Here is a 17,468-nt window from a genome sequence, read left to right on the forward strand (position 1 = left end):
CCTCATGATCTCGGCACTGAACCGGCTCATCGACCTGGTCGAGGAACACCTCGGCGAGGAACCGGACGTCCCCGCGCTGGCCGCGACGCTCGGCACGACCGAGTACCACCTGCGCCGGATGTTCTCGTCGCTGGCGGGCATGCCGCTGTCGGAGTACGTCCGCCGGCGCCGCATGACCGTCGCCGCCGCCGACGTCGTACGGGGCGGGGACGATCTGCTGGGCATCGCCGTCCGGTACGGATACGGCTCCACGGAGGCGTTCGGACGCGCGTTCCGGTCGGTCCACGGCACCGCCCCGCGCGATGTTCGCCGCGCGGGAGGCCCCCTTCGGTCACAACCGCAGCTCAGGTTCCGCCTGACCGTCGAAGGGAGCACCTCCATGGACACCCGTTTCGCCGACCGCCCCGCCTTCCGCCTGATCGGACACGCCACCCGCGTCCCGCTCATCCACGAGGGCGTCAACCCGCACATCCAGCAGCACATCGCCGCACTCCCCCAGGAGGCCCATGCCCGCCTGAAGTCCCTCAGTGACACGGACCCGGCCGGCCTGCTCCAGGTCAGCGACGACGTGGCCCAGGACAGTGCGGAGGGCACCGAACTGACCTACCTGCACGGCGTGGCCGTGACCGCCGGCACCCCGGCCCCCGCCGACCTCGACGCCATCGAGGTACCGGCCGGCACGTGGGCGGTCTTCCGCAGCTCGGGCGCCTACCCGGACGCCCTCCAGACCACCTGGGCGGCCACCGCGTCCGAGTGGTTCCCCTCCAACCCGTGGCGCCTGCGCCCCGGCCCGTCGATCGTCTCGGTCCTGGACCGGGCGGACGACTTCACGACGGCGACGACCGAACTGTGGCTCCCGGTGGAACCGGCCTGAGGAACCGGCTGATCAGAGGGACTGATCAGAGGGGCCGGAGACGGGCCTTGAGCAGACAGAACTCATTGCCCTCGGGATCGGCGAGGACGTGCCACGACTCCTCGCCGGTCTGCCCGATGTCGGCCGGGCGCGCCCCGAGCTTCAGGAGGCGCTCCAGCTCGGCGTCCTGATCGCGGTCGGTGGCGTTGACGTCGATGTGCAGCCGGGACTTGCCGGGCTCCGGCTCGTCCCGGCGGCTGAGGATGATCGTCGGCTGCGGCCCGCCGAACCCCTCACGCGGCCCGATCTCGAAGAACTCGTTCCCCTCGCGGTCCAGCACGACGAAGTCCAGCACCTCGCACCAGAACCGCGCCAGCACCTCGGGGTCGCGACAACCGAGCACGAGCTCACTGATCCGACATGCCATGGAGGAAACCTGCTCTCGACGTGGGAAGCACGGGTACGAACGCGCTGGTGACCGTACCTGGAGGGGCGGTCGGGGGCGAAGGGTTTTCACCGGGACAGGCCGAACGTCCGGGCTTCCGGGGCGGCTCAGTCCGTCGGTACCCCGTCCGTCAGTGTGGCGAGGTCGACGGTGTCCTCGGACGGTGGCGCCTCGACGGTGACCGGTTGGTCGACGTCGAGGAAGGTGACGGTCATGTCGAGGGGATCGCCGTCGATGATCTCGAGCGGCTTCCCGTCGCTGCCGCCCTTCGCCGCGTACGTATCGCCCCGCATGCGGAACTGCTTGGTGCGGTTGTCGTCGCCGATCCACAGGTCCACGGTCAGCGTGCCTTCGATGCGCAGCTCGAAGAACTGCCCAAGGCTGTCGATGTGACGCTCGCGGGCCGCCTTGCCGGTGGCTGCGTCACGCGCGGCACCTACGCCCCGCTTGGTGACCGTTCCTCGGTAGTGCGTCGTCGATACACTGCCGATCGTTTCGGTCCCGATACGCCGCACGTCTTTCGATGCGGACAGCATCACCGACTGAACGACCGGATTGCCTTCGAGCTGACGCGGCAGCACGCCGTACGAATTGTTGTCGGTCAAGTCCAGTCCCCACGCGGCGGGTTCGGCGCTGAACCAGCTCGCACCCTTCAGCTTCTCGGATGCGACGGCGTCCCCGCGCACATACATCGCCCCGTCGACGAACCGGACCTCCAGCGGTCTGCCTCCGTACCGGCCGGTGGCGTTCATCTCCATCCCCATGGCCATGGGCGCCGTACGCATGGATGCCTCGGCCTTCACCCGACCCCACTCCGGCACCGTGCCGGTGACCCGGTAGTGGAGCGACGTGATGCGCTCGGCGTCCGAAGCCGCCTTCGCCACGGCCGCCGCAGGTGTCACCTCGGACAAACCGTTGTCCGCGGACGCCGGGTCACTCGCCGAACCCTCTCCGCAGGCAGCCGTTCCCCCGGTGAGCAGCACGACGGCGAACGCCGCGCTCGTCACCCTGCGCGGTATCCGACCACGCCGTGAATTTCCCATAATTCCCCCCGGAATCAGAGCGACTGATCATGCCGCGCCGTGAGCGTATCCCGCTGCGCACCCCGTGATCCGCGCAGTTCCCGAGCCTGAGCCGAGCCCCGCGCGGCCGGCTGCTAGCTTCCGGGACCATGACGGACAGCGTGTACGTGGGCAACGCGGGCAAGGACGCGGCACTGGACCGGGGCTGGCTGCTGGGGCACTTCAAGGACGCCTCCGACCCCCGGCACAGCGAGGACGTGGAGATCAAGTGGGGCGTCCACCCGAGGGGGGACGAGCGTGCCCACTGGGTCACCGGCGAGGACCGCACCGCCTTGCAGGTCCTCATCAGCGGACGCTTCCGGGTGGACTTCCCCGGCCGCAGCGTCGTCCTGGCCGAGCAGGGCGACTACGTCGTGTGGGGCAGGGGCGTCGACCATTCCTGGTACGCGGAGGAGGAGTCCGTGGTCCTCACGGTGCGGTGGCCGTCGGTGCCCGGCTACGCGGTCGCCGACGAGGCCGATCCCGGCGCCCAGGACGCCGGGGCTTGAACGTCTGCTCGATGGCGGTGGAGGGCACCATAGGCTGAGCGTTCATCCGCACTGCTACCTGGGGGAGAAATGACCAGTAGGTTCACGGAGTTGGTCGTCGACTGCCACGACCCGGAGCGCCTCGCGGCCTTCTGGTGCGCGGCGCTGGACTTCAGGGTGATCGACCGGAGCGAGGGCAAGGTCGAGATCGGCTCCTGGGAGCCGACGGTCGAGGCGGTCCGGGCCCGCCAGATGCCTCCCACCGTCCTCTTCGTCCAGGTACCCGAGGGCAAGACCGTGAAGAACCGGCTCCACCTGGACATCAGCCCCATCGACGGCAGCACCGAGGACGAGGCGGCCAGACTCCTCGACCTCGGCGCCACCAAGGTGGACGTGGGCCAGGGCCCGGGCCGGAGCTGGGTGGTCATGGCCGACCCCGAGGGCAACGAGTTCGACGTCGTACGCACCCTGGCACCGTCCGACTAGCCGATACCCGGCGCCGTGACCTGCACGCTCACCACCTTGCGGCTCTACGGCTGCTCTGCCGGCGAATCCGGAGTGCGCCCACCATCAGACACAGCGCCGTGCAACGGCCACCACTCGCACGTCGGTTGTCAGTGCCGCCACCTAGGCTCTCAAGCGCGCGGTCGGCTTCCGGGGGTTCCAGCTCTGTGAGGAATGGTTGCATCCCCGGCCTGTCTGGGGGCGGCCCGGAGATTCGTCCGGGACCTAACCGACGGTCGGGCTACGTCGATGGCCAGCGGATGACCTGCCAGAGCCGACCGCGCACCGGGGCCACGGACACCGTGGCAGTGGCTACGGTCGGCCCATGCAGTGGATCACCTTGATCAGCACCGTAGTCGGCGCGGCCATCGCCACAGGGTCCACCATGCTGCTGGACCGTCAACGGTGGAAGCGGGAGCGCTTGGACCGCGAGACGCAAGCGCGTCGCACTCTGTACGGGGACTACCTGGCCGGTCTGTCCGAGGCTCGGCACACCTGCGGCAACGTGGCCCGGAACCCTGACATCGAACCCGCCACGCGCCGCACCACGGCTCGCGAGGCGTTCGGGCCGTGCATCGGCCTGAGGTACCAGATGACCATCAGTGCGCCCGGTCGCGTCGTGGATGCCTCGGAGGACACTTTCCGTCGGCTGCGTGACCTCCGCGATCGCGTGATGGAGGGAATCCTGGTCACCGACCCGGTGTATCTGGAGGGGCGCCGCGCTTACGACGACGCCCTTGCCACGCTGCGGGCGCGCATGCGAGAAGACGTACGCAGCAGCGGAGACAGCACCGCGCCCTGAGTGAGCTTTCATCTGCGTCGTCGCGTTACGGAATCCGTAGCGGGACAGCGAAGCACACGACCCGCAAGCCTAGCGAACAGCCCCCTCCCGGCGGAGGAGTGTGGGCAGGGGGCTGCTCATAGGGACCTACTTCTTCTTGCCCTGGTTCTTCACGGCCTCGATCGCGGCCGCCGCCGCGTCCGGGTCCAGGTACGTGCCGCCCGGGTTCAGCGGCTTGAACTCGGCGTCGAGTTCGTAGGACAGCGGGATGCCCGTCGGGATGTTCAGGCCCGCGATGTCGGCGTCGGAGATGCCGTCGAGGTGCTTGACCAGGGCGCGGAGGGAGTTGCCGTGGGCCGCGACCAGGACCGTGCGGCCGGTGAGGAGGTCGGGGACGATGCTGTCGAACCAGTACGGCAGCATGCGGCCGACGACGTCCTTCAGGCACTCCGTCTGCGGGCGCAGCTCGGGCGGGAGCATCGCGTAGCGGGCGTCGGAGAACTGGGAGTACTCGGCGTCGCGGTCCAGGGGCGGCGGCGGGGTGTCGTAGGAGCGGCGCCACAGCATGAACTGCTCCTCGCCGAACTCGGCCAGGGTCTGGGCCTTGTCCTTGCCCTGGAGGGCGCCGTAGTGGCGCTCGTTCAGGCGCCAGTGGCGGTGGACCGGGATCCAGTGGCGGTCGGCGGCCTCCAGCGCGAGCTGGGCCGTGCGGATCGCGCGCTTCTGGACGGACGTGTGGACCACGTCGGGCAGCAGGCCGGCGTCCTTGAGCAGCTCGCCGCCGCGCGTCGCCTCCTTCTCGCCCTTCGGGGTGAGGTTGACGTCCACCCAGCCGGTGAACAGGTTCTTCTCGTTCCACTCGCTCTCGCCGTGGCGGAGGAGGATCAGCTTGTACGGTGCGTCGGCCATGGTTCCGAGCGTAATCGAACCCCCGGACCCGGTGCTCGGCGCGCCCGGTGGGCGGACGGTTGACGGAAAGTGTTAATCGAGTAGCCCCGCACCGGTGGCGTTTGTAAGTTGTGATCACCGCGACAGCCGCTTACATCCACAGCTCACCGTCACAGCCACCTCGGGGGAACCATGTCAGTCGCCGGACTCAGACGTGCCGCGCGCGAAACCGTCTCCGGACTTCCCCGCGAGTTCTGGTGGCTGTGGACCAGCACCCTGGTCAACCGGCTCGGTGCCTTCGTCGCCACCTTCATGGCGCTGTACCTCACCATCGACCGCGGCTACTCCGCCTCGTACGCCGGTCTGGTCGCCGCGCTGCACGGGCTCGGCGGGGTCATCTCCTCGCTGGGCGCCGGGGTGATGACCGACCGGCTGGGGCGGCGGCCGACGCTGCTCGTCGCCCAGGCCTCCACGGCCGTGTCCGTCGCGCTGCTCGGCTTCATGCGGGACCCGGTGGCCATCGCCGCCGTCGCCTTCCTGGTCGGCATGGCGAGCAACGCCTCCCGGCCGGCGGTGCAGGCGATGATGGCGGACATCGTGCGGCCGGAGGACCGTATCCGGGCGTTCTCGCTCAACTACTGGGCGATCAACCTCGGCTTCGCGATCTCCTCCATGGCGGCCGGGTTCATCGCCGAGGTCAGCTATCTCGCCGGGTTCCTGATCGAGGCCGGGATGACGCTCGTCTGCGCCGTGCTCGTCTTCGTGAAGCTGCCCGAGTCGCGGCCCCGGCAGGAGAAGACCGCCGACACTCTGGGCGAGGAACCGGTCGTCTCCCTGTGGACCGTGCTGCGCGACGGGCGGTACATGAGCGTCGTCGGGCTGTCCTTCCTCGTCGCCGTGATCTTCCAACAGGGGTACCTGGGGCTGCCGGTCGCCATGGGCGAGGCCGGGTTCACGCCCGCGGACTTCGGGCTGGCCATCGCCGTCAACGGCGTCCTGATCGTCGTCCTTCAGATTCCCGTCACGCGGTTCATCGAGCATCGCGATCCGCGGCTGCTGCTCGTCGGATCGTCGCTGCTGGCCGGGTACGGCTTCGGGCTCACCGCGTTCGCCGGGACGGTCGGCGTCTTCGCCCTCACCGTGTGCGTGTGGACGCTGGCCGAGATCGTCAACGCGCCGACCCAGACCGGGCTCGTCGTCCGCCTCTCCCCCGTGCACGGGCGCGGGCGCTACCAGGGCATGTACACCATGTCCTGGTCGGTCGCCGCCCTCGTCGCCCCGCTGATGTCCGGGTTCGTCATCGACCGCTGGGGCGCCGAGTGGCTGTGGGGCATCTGCGCCGTCGTCGGCACGGTGGCGGCGGCCGGGTACGGGTGGCTCATGCGCGGCCTGCCGGACGACGACGAGGGACCGGTCGCCCAGGATTCGTCCGTGGCCCCCGCGCCCCGGGTCGACGCCGGCGCCGTCTGATCCCGTCGCGCGCTCACGGGTGCATCCGCGCCCCCTTCAGCACCTTGTCCACCGCGTTCTTCGGGCCGTACACCGCGAGGCCCACCAGGTCCAGGTCCGTCGTCCCCACGGCCCGTACCGCCGCCCGGTTGTCGCGGTCGTTGCCCGTGGTGAAGAGGTCGGACGTGAAGAGGGCGCGGGGCAGGGCGCGCGACAGCGCACGCGCGTGGGCGGTGGTCAGGGTCTCCTTCGTGCCCTCGAAGACCAGTACCGGCTGGCGGAACATCGGCAGGTAGCCGACGGCGTCCGCGTCCTCGTACGGCTCTCCGATCACCTCGGGGAACTGCTTGCCCAGGCCGCTGACCAGGAACGCCGTGACGTTGAGGCGCTGCCAGGTCTCCAGGTCCTCGCGCAGCAGTACGGCGATCTTGGTGTCGAAGCGGACGGGGGCCTCGGGAGTCCCGGGGGCTGTTTCGTGCGTGCTCATACGGTGAGACTGCCGACGCACACCCCGCCCGGTCTTGTACGTTTTTTGCATGGCCCGCCAGCGCAACGACCAGGGGAAGGACCAGCGGAACGTCTCCGCCTGGCGCCCCCGCGTCCCGGGCGTCGTCGAGGTCTTCCACGCCCACTACACCGAGTACGCCTATCCGATGCACGTCCACGACGCCTGGACGCTGCTCATCGTCGACGACGGCGCCGTGCGGTACGACCTGGACCGGCACGAGCACGGGACTCCGCACGACACGGTGTCGCTGCTGCCGCCGCACGTGCCGCACAACGGCTCCCCGGCGACACCGGACGGCTTCCGCAAGCGCGTCCTGTACCTGGACGCCTCCCGGCTGGGCGACGAGCTGATCGGACCCGCCGTGGACGCGCCCGACCTGCCCGACCCGGTGCTGCGGCGGCGGGTCGGGCAGCTGCACGCCGCGCTCGCGCTGCCCGGTGACGAGCTGGAGGCGGAGAGCCGGCTGACACTGATCGGCGAGCGGCTGCGCACCCATCTGCGCCCCGGGGGCGACGGAGGCCCCGCTCGCCGGGACCCCGTACTCGCCCGGCGATTGCGGGAGTTGCTCGACGAGCGGGTCGTCCCGGGGATCGGGCTGGCGGAGGCCGCCTCACTCGTGCCCGCCCATCCGGCGCATCTGGTACGGGCGTTCAGCGGCGCCTACGGCATCGCGCCGCACCAGTACCTGATGTCCCGCCGGGTCGACCGGGCCCGGCGGCTGCTGCTCGCCGGGCGGTCCCCGGCGGACGTGGCCGGTGCCACCGGTTTCTACGACCAGGCCCATCTGACCCGGCACTTCAAGCGGTTGGTGGGGGTCACTCCGGGGCGGTACCGGGCGAGCGGCGCCCGGAGCTGAGCCGTCCGAGACCGGATCAGTCGCCGGAGCGCTCGATCAGGTGCTGGAACGCCTCCAGGTTCCGCGTCGACTCCCCGCGCGAGGTCCGCCACTCGTACTCCTTGCGGATGGCGGAGGCGAAGCCCAGCTCCAGCAGGGTGTTGAAGGCGCCGTCGGCGGCTTCGAGGACCTGGCCGAGGAGGCGGTCGATCTCGTCGGGGGTGACGGCGGCCAGGGGGAGTTTCGCGGTGAGGTAGATGTCGCCGAGGCGGTCGACGGCGTACCCGATGCCGTAGAGCTTGAGGTTGCGTTCCAGCAGCCAGCGGTGGACGGCCGGTTCGTTCTCGTCGGGGTGGCGGATGACGAAGGCGTTGAGGGAGAGCGAGTGCCGGCCGAGGAGGAGGGAGACGGTCGTCGACAGCTTGCGGGTGCCGGGGAGCTTGACGACGTAGGTGCCGGGTTCCGGGCTCTCCCACTCCAGGTCGGCGTCCTTCAGCGCCCCCTCCAGGACCTGCGCTGCCTTCTGCTGTGGTGCCTCAGCCATGGTGCGAGCGTACGCGACGGCGGTGCGCCTGGATCGCGGCCGTGTAGACGTCGGCGGTGGTGGCGGCGGCGCTGTCCCAGCCGAAGGACTGGGCGTGCCGGGCCGCGGCGTCGCCCATGCGGGGCGTCAGCTCGGGATTGTCGGCGAAATCGCGCAGTACGCGCGCGTAGGCGGCGGGATCGTGGCCGTGGACGAGGCGGCCGGTGTGTCCGTCGCGCACCGCGACCGGGAGCCCGCCCACCGCGGCGGCGAGCACCGGCGTACCGGCCGCCTGGGCCTCTATGGCGACCAGGCCGAACGACTCGCTGTAGGACGGCATGACCAGCACGGACGCGGCCCGGAACCAGTCGGCGAGCTGTTCCTGGTCGACGGGCGGGCGGAAGCGCACCACGTCGGCGATGCCGAGCCGCGCGGCGAGCTTCTGCAGCCCCTCCGGCTTGGCGAGGCCGCTGCCGCTGGGGCCGCCGACGACGGGCACGACGATGCGGGAGCGCAGCTCGGGGCACTCGTCGAGGAGTACGGCGACGGCGCGCAGCAGGACGTCCGGCGCCTTCAGGGGCTGTATGCGGCCCGCGAAGAGCGGGATCAGCGCGTCCTGGGGCAGGCCGAGACGGGACCGGGCGGCGGCGCGGGCGTTCCCGTGCTGTCCCGGGCCGGGTACGCGGCCCTTGGGGAAGGGGCGGAACCGGTCGAGGTTCACGCCGGGGTGGACGACGGCGACCTTGTCGGGGTCGGCGGCGTAGTGGCGGACGAGTTCGTCGGCCTCCTCGGCCGTGTTGGCGATCAGCCGGTCGGAGGCGGCGACGATCTGGGTCTCGCCGATGACGCGGGCGGCCGGTTCGGGTGTGTCGCCGTCGGCCAGGTTGGCGTTCTTGACCTTGGCCATGGTGTGCATGGCGTGCACCAGGGGCGCGCCCCAGCGCTGGGCGGCGAGCCAGCCGACGTGGCCGGAGAGCCAGTAGTGGGAGTGCACCAGGTCGTAGTGGCCGGGGCGGTGGCCGGCCCAGGCCTGCATCACGCCGTGGGTGAAGGCGCAGAGCTGGGCGGGCAGGTCCTCCTTGGCCAGTCCCTCGTACGGGCCCGCGTCGACGTGCCGGACGAGGACGCCGGGGGCCAGTTCGACGGCGGGCGGGAGGGCGGCGGTGGTCGCCCGGGTGAAGATCTCGACCTCGATGTTGATCGCGGCGAGGCGCTGTGCCAGCTCCACGATGTAGACGTTCATGCCTCCGGCGTCGCCGGTGCCGGGCTGGTGGAGCGGTGAGGTGTGCACGGAGAGCATGGCGACGCGGCGGGGCCTGCGCAGCAGCCGGAGCCGCGGGGAAGCCGCCGGTGAGCGACGCCCGAGCCTGCTGACGTACTGGCTCACGAGCCGTTCCTCCTCGCTGCGGGCATGCCGGTCGGAGGACCTGGGATGCCCTCCAAGGGGTGGGAACACCGGACGGGCGGTGCTCCATTCCGGTTTTCCGACCTTTGCCGAATCATTACCGCGTATCGCTCAACCGTTCGAGCCCCGGTCGGGTCCCGGCCGGGGCCGGTGGCGACGGGCGCCCCGCCGTGGCGCGCGGGTACCCACCACCCTGCGGACGAACGCCGGACGGCCGGCCGCATACCCTCGTAGTCATGCCACCCCGCGCCACCGCCACCCGCCCCGTGGGCACGGTCACGCGCGGGACGACGAATCCCAACCGGCTGCGCCGCATGGACCGCTGGATCGCGGCCGTGCACGGCGCCGAACTGCGCCGTGCCGCCGAACCCGTCGCCGTCGACCTCGGTTACGGCGCGGCCCCCTGGACCGCCGTCGAGCTGCTGCACCGCCTGCGCACGGTCGCGCCCCACGCGCGCGTGGTGGGTGTCGAGATCGACCCGGCGCGGGTGGTGGCGGCCCGGCCGTACGCGCGCGCGGGGCTCGACTTTCGGCACGGCGGCTTCGAGGTCCCCGTCTCCCGGCCGCCACTGCTGATCCGCGCGGCGAACGTGCTGCGCCAGTACGACGAGGACGAGGTCGCCGCCGTCTGGCGGCGGCTGTGCGCGCGGCTCGCGCCGGCGTCGGAGCACTCGCGCGGCGGGCTCCTGGTCGAGGGCACGTGCGACGAGATCGGACGCCGGCACGTGTGGGTGGCGCTCGGTCCCGAGGGGCCGCGCACGGTCACCTTCGCGACCCGGCTCGGCTCGCTGGTCCTCCCCTCCGACCTGGCCGAACGGCTGCCGAAGGCGCTCATCCACCGCAACGTCCCGGGCGAGCCCGTGCACGCCTTCCTGCGCGACTTCGACCGCGCCTGGGCCGCCGCCGCGCCCTACGCCTCCTACGGCGCCCGGCAGCGCTGGATGAGGGCCGTGCGGGACCTGACGGCCGACTGGCCGGTGACGGACGGGCCGGTGCGGTGGCGGCAGGGCGAAGTGACGGTGCGGTGGGAGGCGTTGGCGCCCCGCGCGTGAACCGCCGGCACCGGCACGGACGCGGAACGATCTCCGTGCGGCGTTCGTCACACATCACGGGAAGCGGCCGACGGAAGGCAGCGACGGGAAGCGATCGCGAGGAAGCGGGAGGAAAGCACGGCCTCTGTCGCTTTCCGCGCCGACGTGGCACGATCCCCCGAGCGACCTATGTTACTGACGGTTAACCAGTTTGGGGGCGAGGTATGCGCGCGGGGACACGTGGCTTGACGACCGCTGCCGTGACCGTGGTCTGCGCGATCACCGTGCTGGCGGCACCGGGCACGGCGTTCGCGGACCCGGGCCCCTCGTCGTCGCCCTCACCGTCGGCGTCGGCCGGCGCCCCGGCCGTCACGCCCGACAAGGACCTGGAAGCCGTACGCAAGAAGCTCGACAAGCTCTACCGCGCGGCGGCCTCGGCCACGGAGGAGTACAACGCCGCCGAGGAGAAGGCCGAGAAGCAGAACGCCGAGATCGTCGAGCTGGCCAAGAAGATCGTCAAGGGCCAGGAGAAGCTGGACGGGCTGAAGGACCGCGCCGGAGCCGCGGCCCGCGCCCAGTACCGCACCGGCGGCCTGCCCGACGGGGCCAAGCTGGTGCTGAGCGACGACCCCGAGGACTTCCTCGACGGCACCGGCCGGGTGATCCAGGGCCACCGGGCCACCAAGGGCCTGCTCGGCGAGCTGACCCGCGCCCAGGAGGACCTGAAGACCTACGCGGCGGACGCCTCCGCCCGCTTGACGGAGCTGGAGGCGAACCGCAAGGCCAAGGCCACCGCCCAGAAGAAGATCGAGAAGCAGATCGCGGCGGCCGAGCAGCTGGAGTCCGCGCTGGAGAAGGAGGAGAAGGAGCGCCTCGCCCGGCTGGAGCGGGAGGCGCAGGCCAAGGCCCAGACCGCCTGGCTCGACTCCGGCATCCTCAAGGACCTCGACACCGAGGCGACCGAGCGGGGCCGCAAGGCGGTCGAGTACGCCACCGCCCAGATCGGCAAGCCGTACCAGTGGGGCGCCGAGGGCCCGAAGTCCTACGACTGCTCCGGCCTGACCTCGCAGGCCTGGGTGTCGGCCGGGCAGGCGATCCCCCGTACCTCGCAGCAGCAGTGGAAGCAGCTCAGGCACGTCGACATCGAGGACATGCGCCCCGGCGACCTGATCATCTACTTCGACGACGCCAGCCACGTCGGCATGTACGTCGGTGACGGCTCCGTCGTGCACGCTCCGCGCCCCGGGCGCTCGATCACCATCGCCGGCGCGGGCTCGATGCCGATCCTCGGCGTGGTCCGGCCGGACACGGCCCCGGAGCAGACGCCCGCACCCAAGGGGTGACGCGGGCCACGTGACCCGCGCCGGGCGCGTGAGGCGGGCCACGTGACCCAGTACACGCCCGGCGCCCCGCCCCGCGTGACGTTCGTCATCCCGGACCCCCGGGCGAGGTGTCCAACTGCGGGGGATTACGCGGCATATGACAGTGGCCGATGGCCGCCCGACGTGTTCTGGACCATTCCGCAGCGGCGCCGTCACCCGCTATGGTCCCCGTCGGTGGGTCGAGGTCCCTCGCCCCGCCATGCCCTCGGGGGGAGGGAAGGAAAACAAGACGATGCCCGTACCCGTACCGCGGCAGAGGGCGATCCCGGCCGTGGAGTGTGGTCAGGCGCCCGCCGCGTCCCCGGACAGCGGCCCTTCCACGGAACAGGCCCCGCCCGGGACGCACCCGGCCGAGAACCCCGCCAGCCGGCGAGAGAACCCCACGGAGAAGCGCGAGAAGCCCACGGACACCAGCCCCGAAACCAGCACCGGCCCCGGCACGAGCACCAGCCCCGGCCCCGGCACGAGCACCAGCCCCGGGCCCGGCACGGACACCGGCACCGGCACCGTCCGGACGCCCAGCGGCCGGACGGAGAGCGCGGTTCCCACGAACCTGACCGTGCTGCTGATCGAGGACGATCCGGCCGGATCGCCGATCGTGCCCGACCTGCTCGACCAGTCCGGCAAGCCGATCCGGGTCCGCACCGCGCGCAACCTCACCGAGGCCGGGCGGCTGCTGACCGACGACGTCCACTGCATCCTGCTGGACCTCGCCCTGTCGGCCCCCGCCCCGGCCCGCACCGCCACCGCCACCGACGTCGGTGGCGGTGGCAACGGTGCCGCCGAGGGCGAGGACGAGCTGGCGGTGCTCAGGCACGTCCTGGAGCTGGCGCCCCGGCACGCCGTGCTCGCGCTCACCTCCTCCAGCGACGCCGAGCGCGGCGCCGAGGCCGTGGCGGTCGGCGCGCAGGACTACCTGTTCCGCGACGAGCTGGACGGCCGCCTGCTGAGCCGGGCGATCCGCTACGCCGTCGAGCGCAAGCGGTCCGACTCGGCGGAGCGGCGGCTGGCCGAGGGCCGGCTGCGGGCGCAGGAGAACCGCCGCCTGGAGCGCGGCCTGCTGCCGACCCCGCTGCTGGCCGGGTCCCCGCTGCGCTTCGCCGCCCGCTACCGTCCGGGCCGCTCGCGCGCGCTGCTGGGCGGCGACTTCTACGACGTCGTCCGCACTCCGGACGGCACCGTGCACGCCATGATCGGCGACGTCTGCGGGCACGGCCCGGACGAGGCGGCGCTCGGCGTGGAGCTGCGGATCGCCTGGCGGGCGCTGACCCTGGCGGGGCTCTGCGGCGACCAGCTCCTCGGCACGCTGCAACAGGTGCTGGAGCACGAGCGCTCGGACGACGAGATCTTCGCGACGCTGTGCGCCGTGGACATCTCCCCGGACGGCCGCCGCGCGGGCCTGTGCCTGGCCGGGCACCCGTCCCCGCTGCTCAGCCGCCCGGGCGTGCCCGCACGGCTGCTGCCCTACGACAACAACGGCCCGGCGCTGGGGCTGCTGCCGGGCGCCCGCTGGCCGCGGACGCAGGTGGAGCTGGGCGCCGAGTGGAGCCTGATGCTGTACACCGACGGCCTGATCGAGGGCCACGTCGGCGGGGGCCGGGAGCGGCTCGGCCAGGACGGCATGGTGGAGCTGGTCCGCCGCCAGCTCGCCGAGGGTCTGACCGGCGAGGAGCTGCTGCGGGCGACCGTCAACGAGGTCCACGAACTCAACGGCGGCGAGCTGGCGGACGACCTGGCCGTGGTCCTGCTGGACCGGACGGCCTGAGCCGCCCGGTCCCGGAGACCACTCGCGCGGGGGCTCCCGTCAGCGTCCGCCGTTGTACGGGCCGTAGGGTCCGTCGCTGCTGGAGCCGCGGCGGCTGCTGCGGCCGCCGCCGGACAGGCCGCGCAGCGCGGGCCGTACGTCGACCATGTACACGATCGTCGCGATGAGGCCGATGATCGGCAGGAACGACAGGATGTTGAAGATCAGGTTCACCACGAAGGCGAGCCCGAGGATGATCAGCCAGAAGGGCTTGGTCTTCTTGTCGGCCGCGCGGTAGGCGTCCTCACGGCGCGTGGCGGCGTCGATCAAAGCGAAGCCGCTGAAAAGGATCAGGGCGACGCTCAGCAGCCACATGAAGCCTGCGAACCCCTGCATCAGCACAACGTCCACCACCAGAATCGGATCGTCATTTAGCGGTCACCGTACCCGCAGAACGAGCCGGACACCCCAAGGGTGCCCGGCCCGCTCCCCGCTCGTCGCGCCCTGCCCTACTTGGCGGGCGGCGTCGTCTTCTTGGCGGTGGTGCTCTTCTTGGCCGGAGCCTTGCGCGGGGCGGGGGTCTTCTTCGCCGCGGCGGACTTGTCCTCGGTGACCCGGACCGGCTCCGACTTGGCCGTCGCGGGCTTGGCCGGGGCGGGCTTGGCCGGCTCGACGGCCACCGCGAGGTCCTCCACGTCCTCGGCGAGGTCCTCGATGCCGTCGGCGGCCTGGCCGCGCCAGGTGCGGACCGCCTGCTCGCCGCGCTCGGCGACCTTCTCGTAGGTCTCCCGGGCCTTGACGGCGTACTCGGCGGCGACGCCGACGGAGCGCAGCGCGAGGTCCTGGGCGGTCTCGCCGAGCTTCTTGAAGTCGGCGTCGAGGGAGCCGAACAGCTCGTTGGCCTTGGTCTGGAGGCTTCCCTGGGTCTCCTTGACGCGGGCCGTCGCCTTCTCCTGGACGGCCTTCGGGTCGGTGTTGCGTACGGCGTCGATCCGCGCCGGGGCCTCCGCGCGCAGCTGCTCCACCAGCACCGGCACCTTCTTGGCCTGCTGGAAGGCGAGGTCGGCGGTGCCCGCGGCGAAGTAGAGCGGGGTGGGGTCGCTGAAGGTCTTGCGCAGGTCGTCGGTGATGGCCATGGTGATGGTCCTCCGGAATTGCTTACGATTGAGGGTTTTGTGTTGCTTCCGCCCCGTCGACAACGGCATCAGCGTCGGCGTCGGCATCCGGACCGGCATCCGCGTCGGCCCCGAACCCGTTCTCCTTGCGGAAGGACTCGTAGACCTGGAGCAGCACCTGCTTCTGCCGTTCGTTCAGCGAGGGATCGGCAAGGATGACCGCACGCGTCTCCACGTCGTCCCGGTCCCGCTCCGCGTCGAGGATCCCCGCGCGGACGTACAGCGTCTCGGCGGAGATCCGCAGCGCCTTGGCGACCTGCTGGAGCACCTCCGCGCTCGGCTTGCGCAGCCCGCGCTCGATCTGGCTCAGGTACGGGTTGGACACGCCCGCGGCATCGGCGAGCTGCCGCAACGACAGCTGCGCGTTGCGCCGCTGCTCGCGCAGGTACTCACCGAGATTGCCGACATTGAGCGTTGCCATGCCTCCACCATGCAGCACCTTGCTAACTATTGCAAGCACCGCGCTTGCAAGAGTGCACCCGCGCCTCCGCGCCCGAACCACCGTGTCCCGCCTGTCTGTCCCGTTCGCCGCACTGCTCGTTTCCGCTGCCCCTATGCGGATGACCTCGGGCATTCAGCGCGATGCCTCGGGTTGAGCGACGGGACAGCTCAGTCGCGGCCCCCGGCCCGGTTTCTGGACCAGGCGGCGGCGTCGGCTCCGTAGCGGGACAGGAGGCGGGCGAACTGGATGCGTTCCTGGGGTGTCCAGGCGGCGGTGATCTGCTGGAACGCCTCCCGCTGTTCGGCGGCGAACCGGTGGCGTTCGGCCTCGCCGTGCTCGGTGAGTTCGAGGACGGTGCGGCGTCCGTCGGACTGGGACGCCGCCCGGCGCAGCAACCCCTCCTCGATGCAGGCGGCGACGGTGCGGCTGGCCACCGGCTGGGCGACGCCCATCTCGGCCGCGAGGCCGCCCACGGTCGTCTCGCCCGGCGCGTCGGCGATCACGTTGAGGACCAGGTTGCGGGAGAGGTCCTTGCCCGAAGCAGGTGTGCGCCGTCGCAGGCGCGACAACGCCGGGCCGATCTGGTCCAGCGCCAGGTCGTCGGCGGACCGGTCGGAGGAAGACGCGCTGCTCATGCCCCGAGTCTAGGCCGCTCCCGCACATTTGCATACCTTCAGACAACTGCATAGCATCAGGTATGTAAATGCTGACGAGCCAGGAAACGAGGCGGACTGCCATGGCACTCACCGCGATCACCGACGCGCAGGTATTCGACGGGGAGAAGTCCGTAGGCGTACGGACCGTGGTCATCGACGGCACGAGGATCGCCCGCGTCGGCGGCGAGGTCCCCCGGGACTGCGAGGTCGTCGACGGCGGCGGTGCCACCCTGCTCCCGGGACTCATCGACGCCCACGTCCACTCCGCCCCGGGTTCCCTGGCGCTCGCCCTGCGGTTCGGGGTGACGACCGAGCTGGAGATGCAGGGGATGAACACCCGGGAGAACCGCGGGTCCATCGCCGACGACGACACCCTGGCCGACGTGCGCTCCTCCGGGTTCGCCATCACCCCGCCCGGCGGTCACCCGAGCGAGCTGATGCCCGAGGGGTTCCGGCCGAAGTGGGACCTCCCGCCGGTGATGCCGCTGATGCCGTTCTCCACGACCCCGGAGGAAGCCGTCGCCTACGTGCCGCAACTCCTCGCCCGGGGCTCGGACTTCATCAAGTTCATGATCGATGACGGCACCGTGGAGGGGCATCCCGGACTGCCGTCGCTCGACCGGGCCACCCTGAACGCCGGTGTGGCCGAGGCCAGGAAGTACGGCGCCCTCACCGTGGCCCACGCGCTGACCCTGGAGGCCACCAGGATCGCCGCGGAGGCGGGCGTCGACGGCGTCACCCACGTGTTCATGGACCAGCCGCACACCGCCGAGATCATCGACGTGATCAGGGACGCGGGCATGTTCGTCATCCCCTGCATCACCCTCAACGCCTCGATGATGGGCATCACCGGCAGCGAACTCGCCGACGACCCCCGGGTCGCCGCCCGCCTCGACGACAGCTGGGACCGGACCCTGCGGTCCAGCTACGACCGCTACCCGCAGGGCAGCCTGGAGGACGTCTACGCCACCGTCCGCGCCCTGGACGCCGCCGGCGTCGACGTGCTGGCCGGGACCGACGTCTCGATGCCCGAGACGTTCTTCGGCGGCCTGGCCCACGGAGCGAGCCTGCACCACGAACTGCAGTACCTCGTGGCGGCCGGCCTCACGCCCTCGCGGGCCCTGCGCGCGGCCACGGCGACCACGGCCCGGCGCTTCCGCCTCAGCGACCGGGGCCGCGTCGCCGAGGGACTGCGCGCCGACCTGCTGCTGGTCGACGGCGACCCGACCGGCGACATCGGCGACACCCTCAACACGCGCGCCGTCTGGCGCCGCGGCACCCGCCTGGCGGCCTGACCG

Annotated in this window: 20 protein-coding genes; 10 read left to right on the forward strand and 10 right to left on the reverse strand. The window is 71.5% G+C overall.

What is annotated here, in order from left to right:
- The first annotated feature begins 4 nt into the window (after nt 1-4).
- The gene (locus BZZ08_RS30795) at nt 5-874 is read left to right on the forward strand and encodes an AraC family transcriptional regulator (RefSeq protein ID WP_198601788.1); all 870 of its coding nucleotides are present in this window, start codon (nt 5-7) and stop codon (nt 872-874) included.
- Between the two features lie 25 nt (nt 875-899).
- On the opposite strand, the gene BZZ08_RS30800 is transcribed toward BZZ08_RS30795, so the two are convergent.
- Both BZZ08_RS30800 and BZZ08_RS30805 read right to left on the reverse strand, forming a co-directional pair.
- Entirely contained in the window at nt 900-1,280 is a 381-nt protein-coding gene (locus tag BZZ08_RS30800; RefSeq protein WP_104635492.1) for a VOC family protein, read from the reverse strand.
- Between the two features lie 125 nt (nt 1,281-1,405).
- Nucleotides 1,406-2,305, reverse strand: coding sequence for a hypothetical protein (locus BZZ08_RS30805; RefSeq protein ID WP_342211024.1), 900 nt, complete (start codon nt 2,303-2,305; stop codon nt 1,406-1,408).
- 164 nt (nt 2,306-2,469) lie between these two features.
- On the opposite strand from BZZ08_RS30805, the gene BZZ08_RS30810 reads away from it, so the two are divergent.
- The 3 genes from BZZ08_RS30810 to BZZ08_RS30820 all read left to right on the forward strand — a co-directional run bounded on the left by BZZ08_RS30810 (nt 2,470) and on the right by BZZ08_RS30820 (nt 4,153).
- Nucleotides 2,470-2,868, forward strand: a complete 399-nt coding sequence (locus BZZ08_RS30810; RefSeq protein WP_104635493.1) for a signal peptidase I — start codon at nt 2,470-2,472, stop codon at nt 2,866-2,868.
- 69 nt (nt 2,869-2,937) lie between these two features.
- The gene (locus tag BZZ08_RS30815; RefSeq protein WP_104635494.1) at nt 2,938-3,333 is read left to right on the forward strand and encodes a VOC family protein; all 396 of its coding nucleotides are present in this window, start codon (nt 2,938-2,940) and stop codon (nt 3,331-3,333) included.
- A 343-nt stretch (nt 3,334-3,676) separates the two neighbouring features.
- Nucleotides 3,677-4,153, forward strand: coding sequence for a hypothetical protein (locus BZZ08_RS30820; protein ID WP_104635495.1), 477 nt, complete (start codon nt 3,677-3,679; stop codon nt 4,151-4,153).
- Between the two features lie 126 nt (nt 4,154-4,279).
- Here BZZ08_RS30820 and BZZ08_RS30825 read toward each other — a convergent pair whose 3' ends face one another.
- Nucleotides 4,280-5,041 carry a phosphoglyceromutase gene (locus tag BZZ08_RS30825; protein ID WP_043381926.1) on the reverse strand — a complete coding sequence of 254 codons (762 nt, stop codon included), beginning with the start codon at nt 5,039-5,041 and terminating at the stop codon, nt 4,280-4,282.
- A gap of 171 nt (nt 5,042-5,212) precedes the next feature.
- Between BZZ08_RS30825 and BZZ08_RS30830 the strand changes: the two genes are divergently transcribed.
- Nucleotides 5,213-6,490: an MDR family MFS transporter gene (locus BZZ08_RS30830; RefSeq protein ID WP_104635496.1), complete on the forward strand. Its 1,278-nt coding sequence runs from the start codon at nt 5,213-5,215 to the stop codon at nt 6,488-6,490.
- A gap of 13 nt (nt 6,491-6,503) precedes the next feature.
- Here the strand turns inward: BZZ08_RS30830 and BZZ08_RS30835 are convergent, their stop codons facing one another.
- Nucleotides 6,504-6,956 (reverse strand): DUF2000 domain-containing protein, encoded by a 453-nt coding sequence (locus tag BZZ08_RS30835; RefSeq protein WP_104635497.1) that lies wholly within the window; start codon nt 6,954-6,956, stop codon nt 6,504-6,506.
- Nucleotides 6,957-7,005: 49 nt separating this feature from the next.
- On the opposite strand from BZZ08_RS30835, the gene BZZ08_RS30840 reads away from it, so the two are divergent.
- Nucleotides 7,006-7,833, forward strand: a complete 828-nt coding sequence (locus tag BZZ08_RS30840) for an AraC family transcriptional regulator (RefSeq protein WP_104635498.1) — start codon at nt 7,006-7,008, stop codon at nt 7,831-7,833.
- Nucleotides 7,834-7,849: 16 nt separating this feature from the next.
- Here BZZ08_RS30840 and BZZ08_RS30845 read toward each other — a convergent pair whose 3' ends face one another.
- Together BZZ08_RS30845 and mshA are read right to left on the reverse strand one after the other, a co-directional pair.
- Nucleotides 7,850-8,356: a YbjN domain-containing protein gene (locus BZZ08_RS30845; RefSeq protein WP_104635499.1), complete on the reverse strand. Its 507-nt coding sequence runs from the start codon at nt 8,354-8,356 to the stop codon at nt 7,850-7,852.
- The gene (mshA, locus tag BZZ08_RS30850) at nt 8,349-9,722 is read right to left on the reverse strand and encodes a D-inositol-3-phosphate glycosyltransferase (RefSeq protein WP_104635500.1); all 1,374 of its coding nucleotides are present in this window, start codon (nt 9,720-9,722) and stop codon (nt 8,349-8,351) included. The genes BZZ08_RS30845 and mshA overlap by 8 nt, the downstream gene beginning before the upstream one ends.
- 254 nt (nt 9,723-9,976) lie before the next feature.
- Between mshA and BZZ08_RS30855 the strand changes: the two genes are divergently transcribed.
- From BZZ08_RS30855 to BZZ08_RS30865, 3 genes are all read left to right on the forward strand, one after another.
- On the forward strand, nt 9,977-10,792 hold the full coding sequence (locus tag BZZ08_RS30855) for an SAM-dependent methyltransferase (RefSeq protein WP_104635501.1): 816 nt from the start codon (nt 9,977-9,979) through the stop codon (nt 10,790-10,792).
- A 203-nt stretch (nt 10,793-10,995) separates the two neighbouring features.
- A complete protein-coding gene (locus tag BZZ08_RS30860; RefSeq protein ID WP_104635502.1) occupies nt 10,996-12,114 on the forward strand; it encodes a C40 family peptidase in 1,119 nt (372 codons plus the stop codon).
- A 271-nt stretch (nt 12,115-12,385) separates the two neighbouring features.
- Nucleotides 12,386-13,918, forward strand: coding sequence for a PP2C family protein-serine/threonine phosphatase (locus BZZ08_RS30865; protein WP_198601789.1), 1,533 nt, complete (start codon nt 12,386-12,388; stop codon nt 13,916-13,918).
- Nucleotides 13,919-13,957: 39 nt separating this feature from the next.
- Here the strand turns inward: BZZ08_RS30865 and BZZ08_RS30870 are convergent, their stop codons facing one another.
- From BZZ08_RS30870 to BZZ08_RS30885, 4 genes are all read right to left on the reverse strand, one after another.
- A complete protein-coding gene (locus tag BZZ08_RS30870; protein ID WP_171987304.1) occupies nt 13,958-14,293 on the reverse strand; it encodes a DUF2516 family protein in 336 nt (111 codons plus the stop codon).
- A 113-nt stretch (nt 14,294-14,406) separates the two neighbouring features.
- A complete protein-coding gene (locus tag BZZ08_RS30875; RefSeq protein WP_104635504.1) occupies nt 14,407-15,033 on the reverse strand; it encodes a hypothetical protein in 627 nt (208 codons plus the stop codon).
- Between the two features lie 22 nt (nt 15,034-15,055).
- Nucleotides 15,056-15,493: a helix-turn-helix domain-containing protein gene (locus BZZ08_RS30880; RefSeq protein ID WP_104635505.1), complete on the reverse strand. Its 438-nt coding sequence runs from the start codon at nt 15,491-15,493 to the stop codon at nt 15,056-15,058.
- Nucleotides 15,494-15,681: 188 nt separating this feature from the next.
- Nucleotides 15,682-16,149, reverse strand: a complete 468-nt coding sequence (locus tag BZZ08_RS30885) for a MarR family winged helix-turn-helix transcriptional regulator (RefSeq protein ID WP_104635506.1) — start codon at nt 16,147-16,149, stop codon at nt 15,682-15,684.
- Nucleotides 16,150-16,250: 101 nt separating this feature from the next.
- Here BZZ08_RS30885 and BZZ08_RS30890 point away from each other — a divergent pair, with 101 nt between their 5' ends.
- Complete coding sequence (locus BZZ08_RS30890) at nt 16,251-17,465, forward strand: amidohydrolase family protein (protein ID WP_104635507.1); 1,215 nt, start codon at nt 16,251-16,253, stop codon at nt 17,463-17,465.
- Nucleotides 17,466-17,468 lie beyond the last annotated feature (3 nt).

This window comes from Streptomyces sp. MH60, assembly GCF_002939385.1.
Taxonomy (GTDB): Bacteria; Actinomycetota; Actinomycetes; order Streptomycetales; family Streptomycetaceae; genus Streptomyces.

Bases quoted from the DNA above. Each gene is read 5' to 3' on its own strand.
- BZZ08_RS30795 (WP_198601788.1), top strand. From the start codon at position 5: ATGATCTCGGCACTGAACCGGCTCATCGACCTGGTCGAGGAACACCTC.
- BZZ08_RS30800 (WP_104635492.1), bottom strand. From the start codon at position 1,280: ATGGCATGTCGGATCAGTGAGCTCGTGCTCGGTTGTCGCGACCCCGAG.
- BZZ08_RS30810 (WP_104635493.1), top strand. From the start codon at position 2,470: ATGACGGACAGCGTGTACGTGGGCAACGCGGGCAAGGACGCGGCACTG.
- BZZ08_RS30815 (WP_104635494.1), top strand. From the start codon at position 2,938: ATGACCAGTAGGTTCACGGAGTTGGTCGTCGACTGCCACGACCCGGAG.
- BZZ08_RS30820 (WP_104635495.1), top strand. From the start codon at position 3,677: ATGCAGTGGATCACCTTGATCAGCACCGTAGTCGGCGCGGCCATCGCC.
- BZZ08_RS30825 (WP_043381926.1), bottom strand. From the start codon at position 5,041: ATGGCCGACGCACCGTACAAGCTGATCCTCCTCCGCCACGGCGAGAGC.
- BZZ08_RS30830 (WP_104635496.1), top strand. From the start codon at position 5,213: ATGTCAGTCGCCGGACTCAGACGTGCCGCGCGCGAAACCGTCTCCGGA.
- BZZ08_RS30835 (WP_104635497.1), bottom strand. From the start codon at position 6,956: ATGAGCACGCACGAAACAGCCCCCGGGACTCCCGAGGCCCCCGTCCGC.
- BZZ08_RS30840 (WP_104635498.1), top strand. From the start codon at position 7,006: ATGGCCCGCCAGCGCAACGACCAGGGGAAGGACCAGCGGAACGTCTCC.
- BZZ08_RS30845 (WP_104635499.1), bottom strand. From the start codon at position 8,356: ATGGCTGAGGCACCACAGCAGAAGGCAGCGCAGGTCCTGGAGGGGGCG.
- BZZ08_RS30855 (WP_104635501.1), top strand. From the start codon at position 9,977: ATGCCACCCCGCGCCACCGCCACCCGCCCCGTGGGCACGGTCACGCGC.
- BZZ08_RS30860 (WP_104635502.1), top strand. From the start codon at position 10,996: ATGCGCGCGGGGACACGTGGCTTGACGACCGCTGCCGTGACCGTGGTC.
- BZZ08_RS30865 (WP_198601789.1), top strand. From the start codon at position 12,386: ATGCCCGTACCCGTACCGCGGCAGAGGGCGATCCCGGCCGTGGAGTGT.
- BZZ08_RS30870 (WP_171987304.1), bottom strand. From the start codon at position 14,293: ATGCAGGGGTTCGCAGGCTTCATGTGGCTGCTGAGCGTCGCCCTGATC.
- BZZ08_RS30875 (WP_104635504.1), bottom strand. From the start codon at position 15,033: ATGGCCATCACCGACGACCTGCGCAAGACCTTCAGCGACCCCACCCCG.
- BZZ08_RS30880 (WP_104635505.1), bottom strand. From the start codon at position 15,493: ATGGCAACGCTCAATGTCGGCAATCTCGGTGAGTACCTGCGCGAGCAG.
- BZZ08_RS30885 (WP_104635506.1), bottom strand. From the start codon at position 16,149: ATGAGCAGCGCGTCTTCCTCCGACCGGTCCGCCGACGACCTGGCGCTG.
- BZZ08_RS30890 (WP_104635507.1), top strand. From the start codon at position 16,251: ATGGCACTCACCGCGATCACCGACGCGCAGGTATTCGACGGGGAGAAG.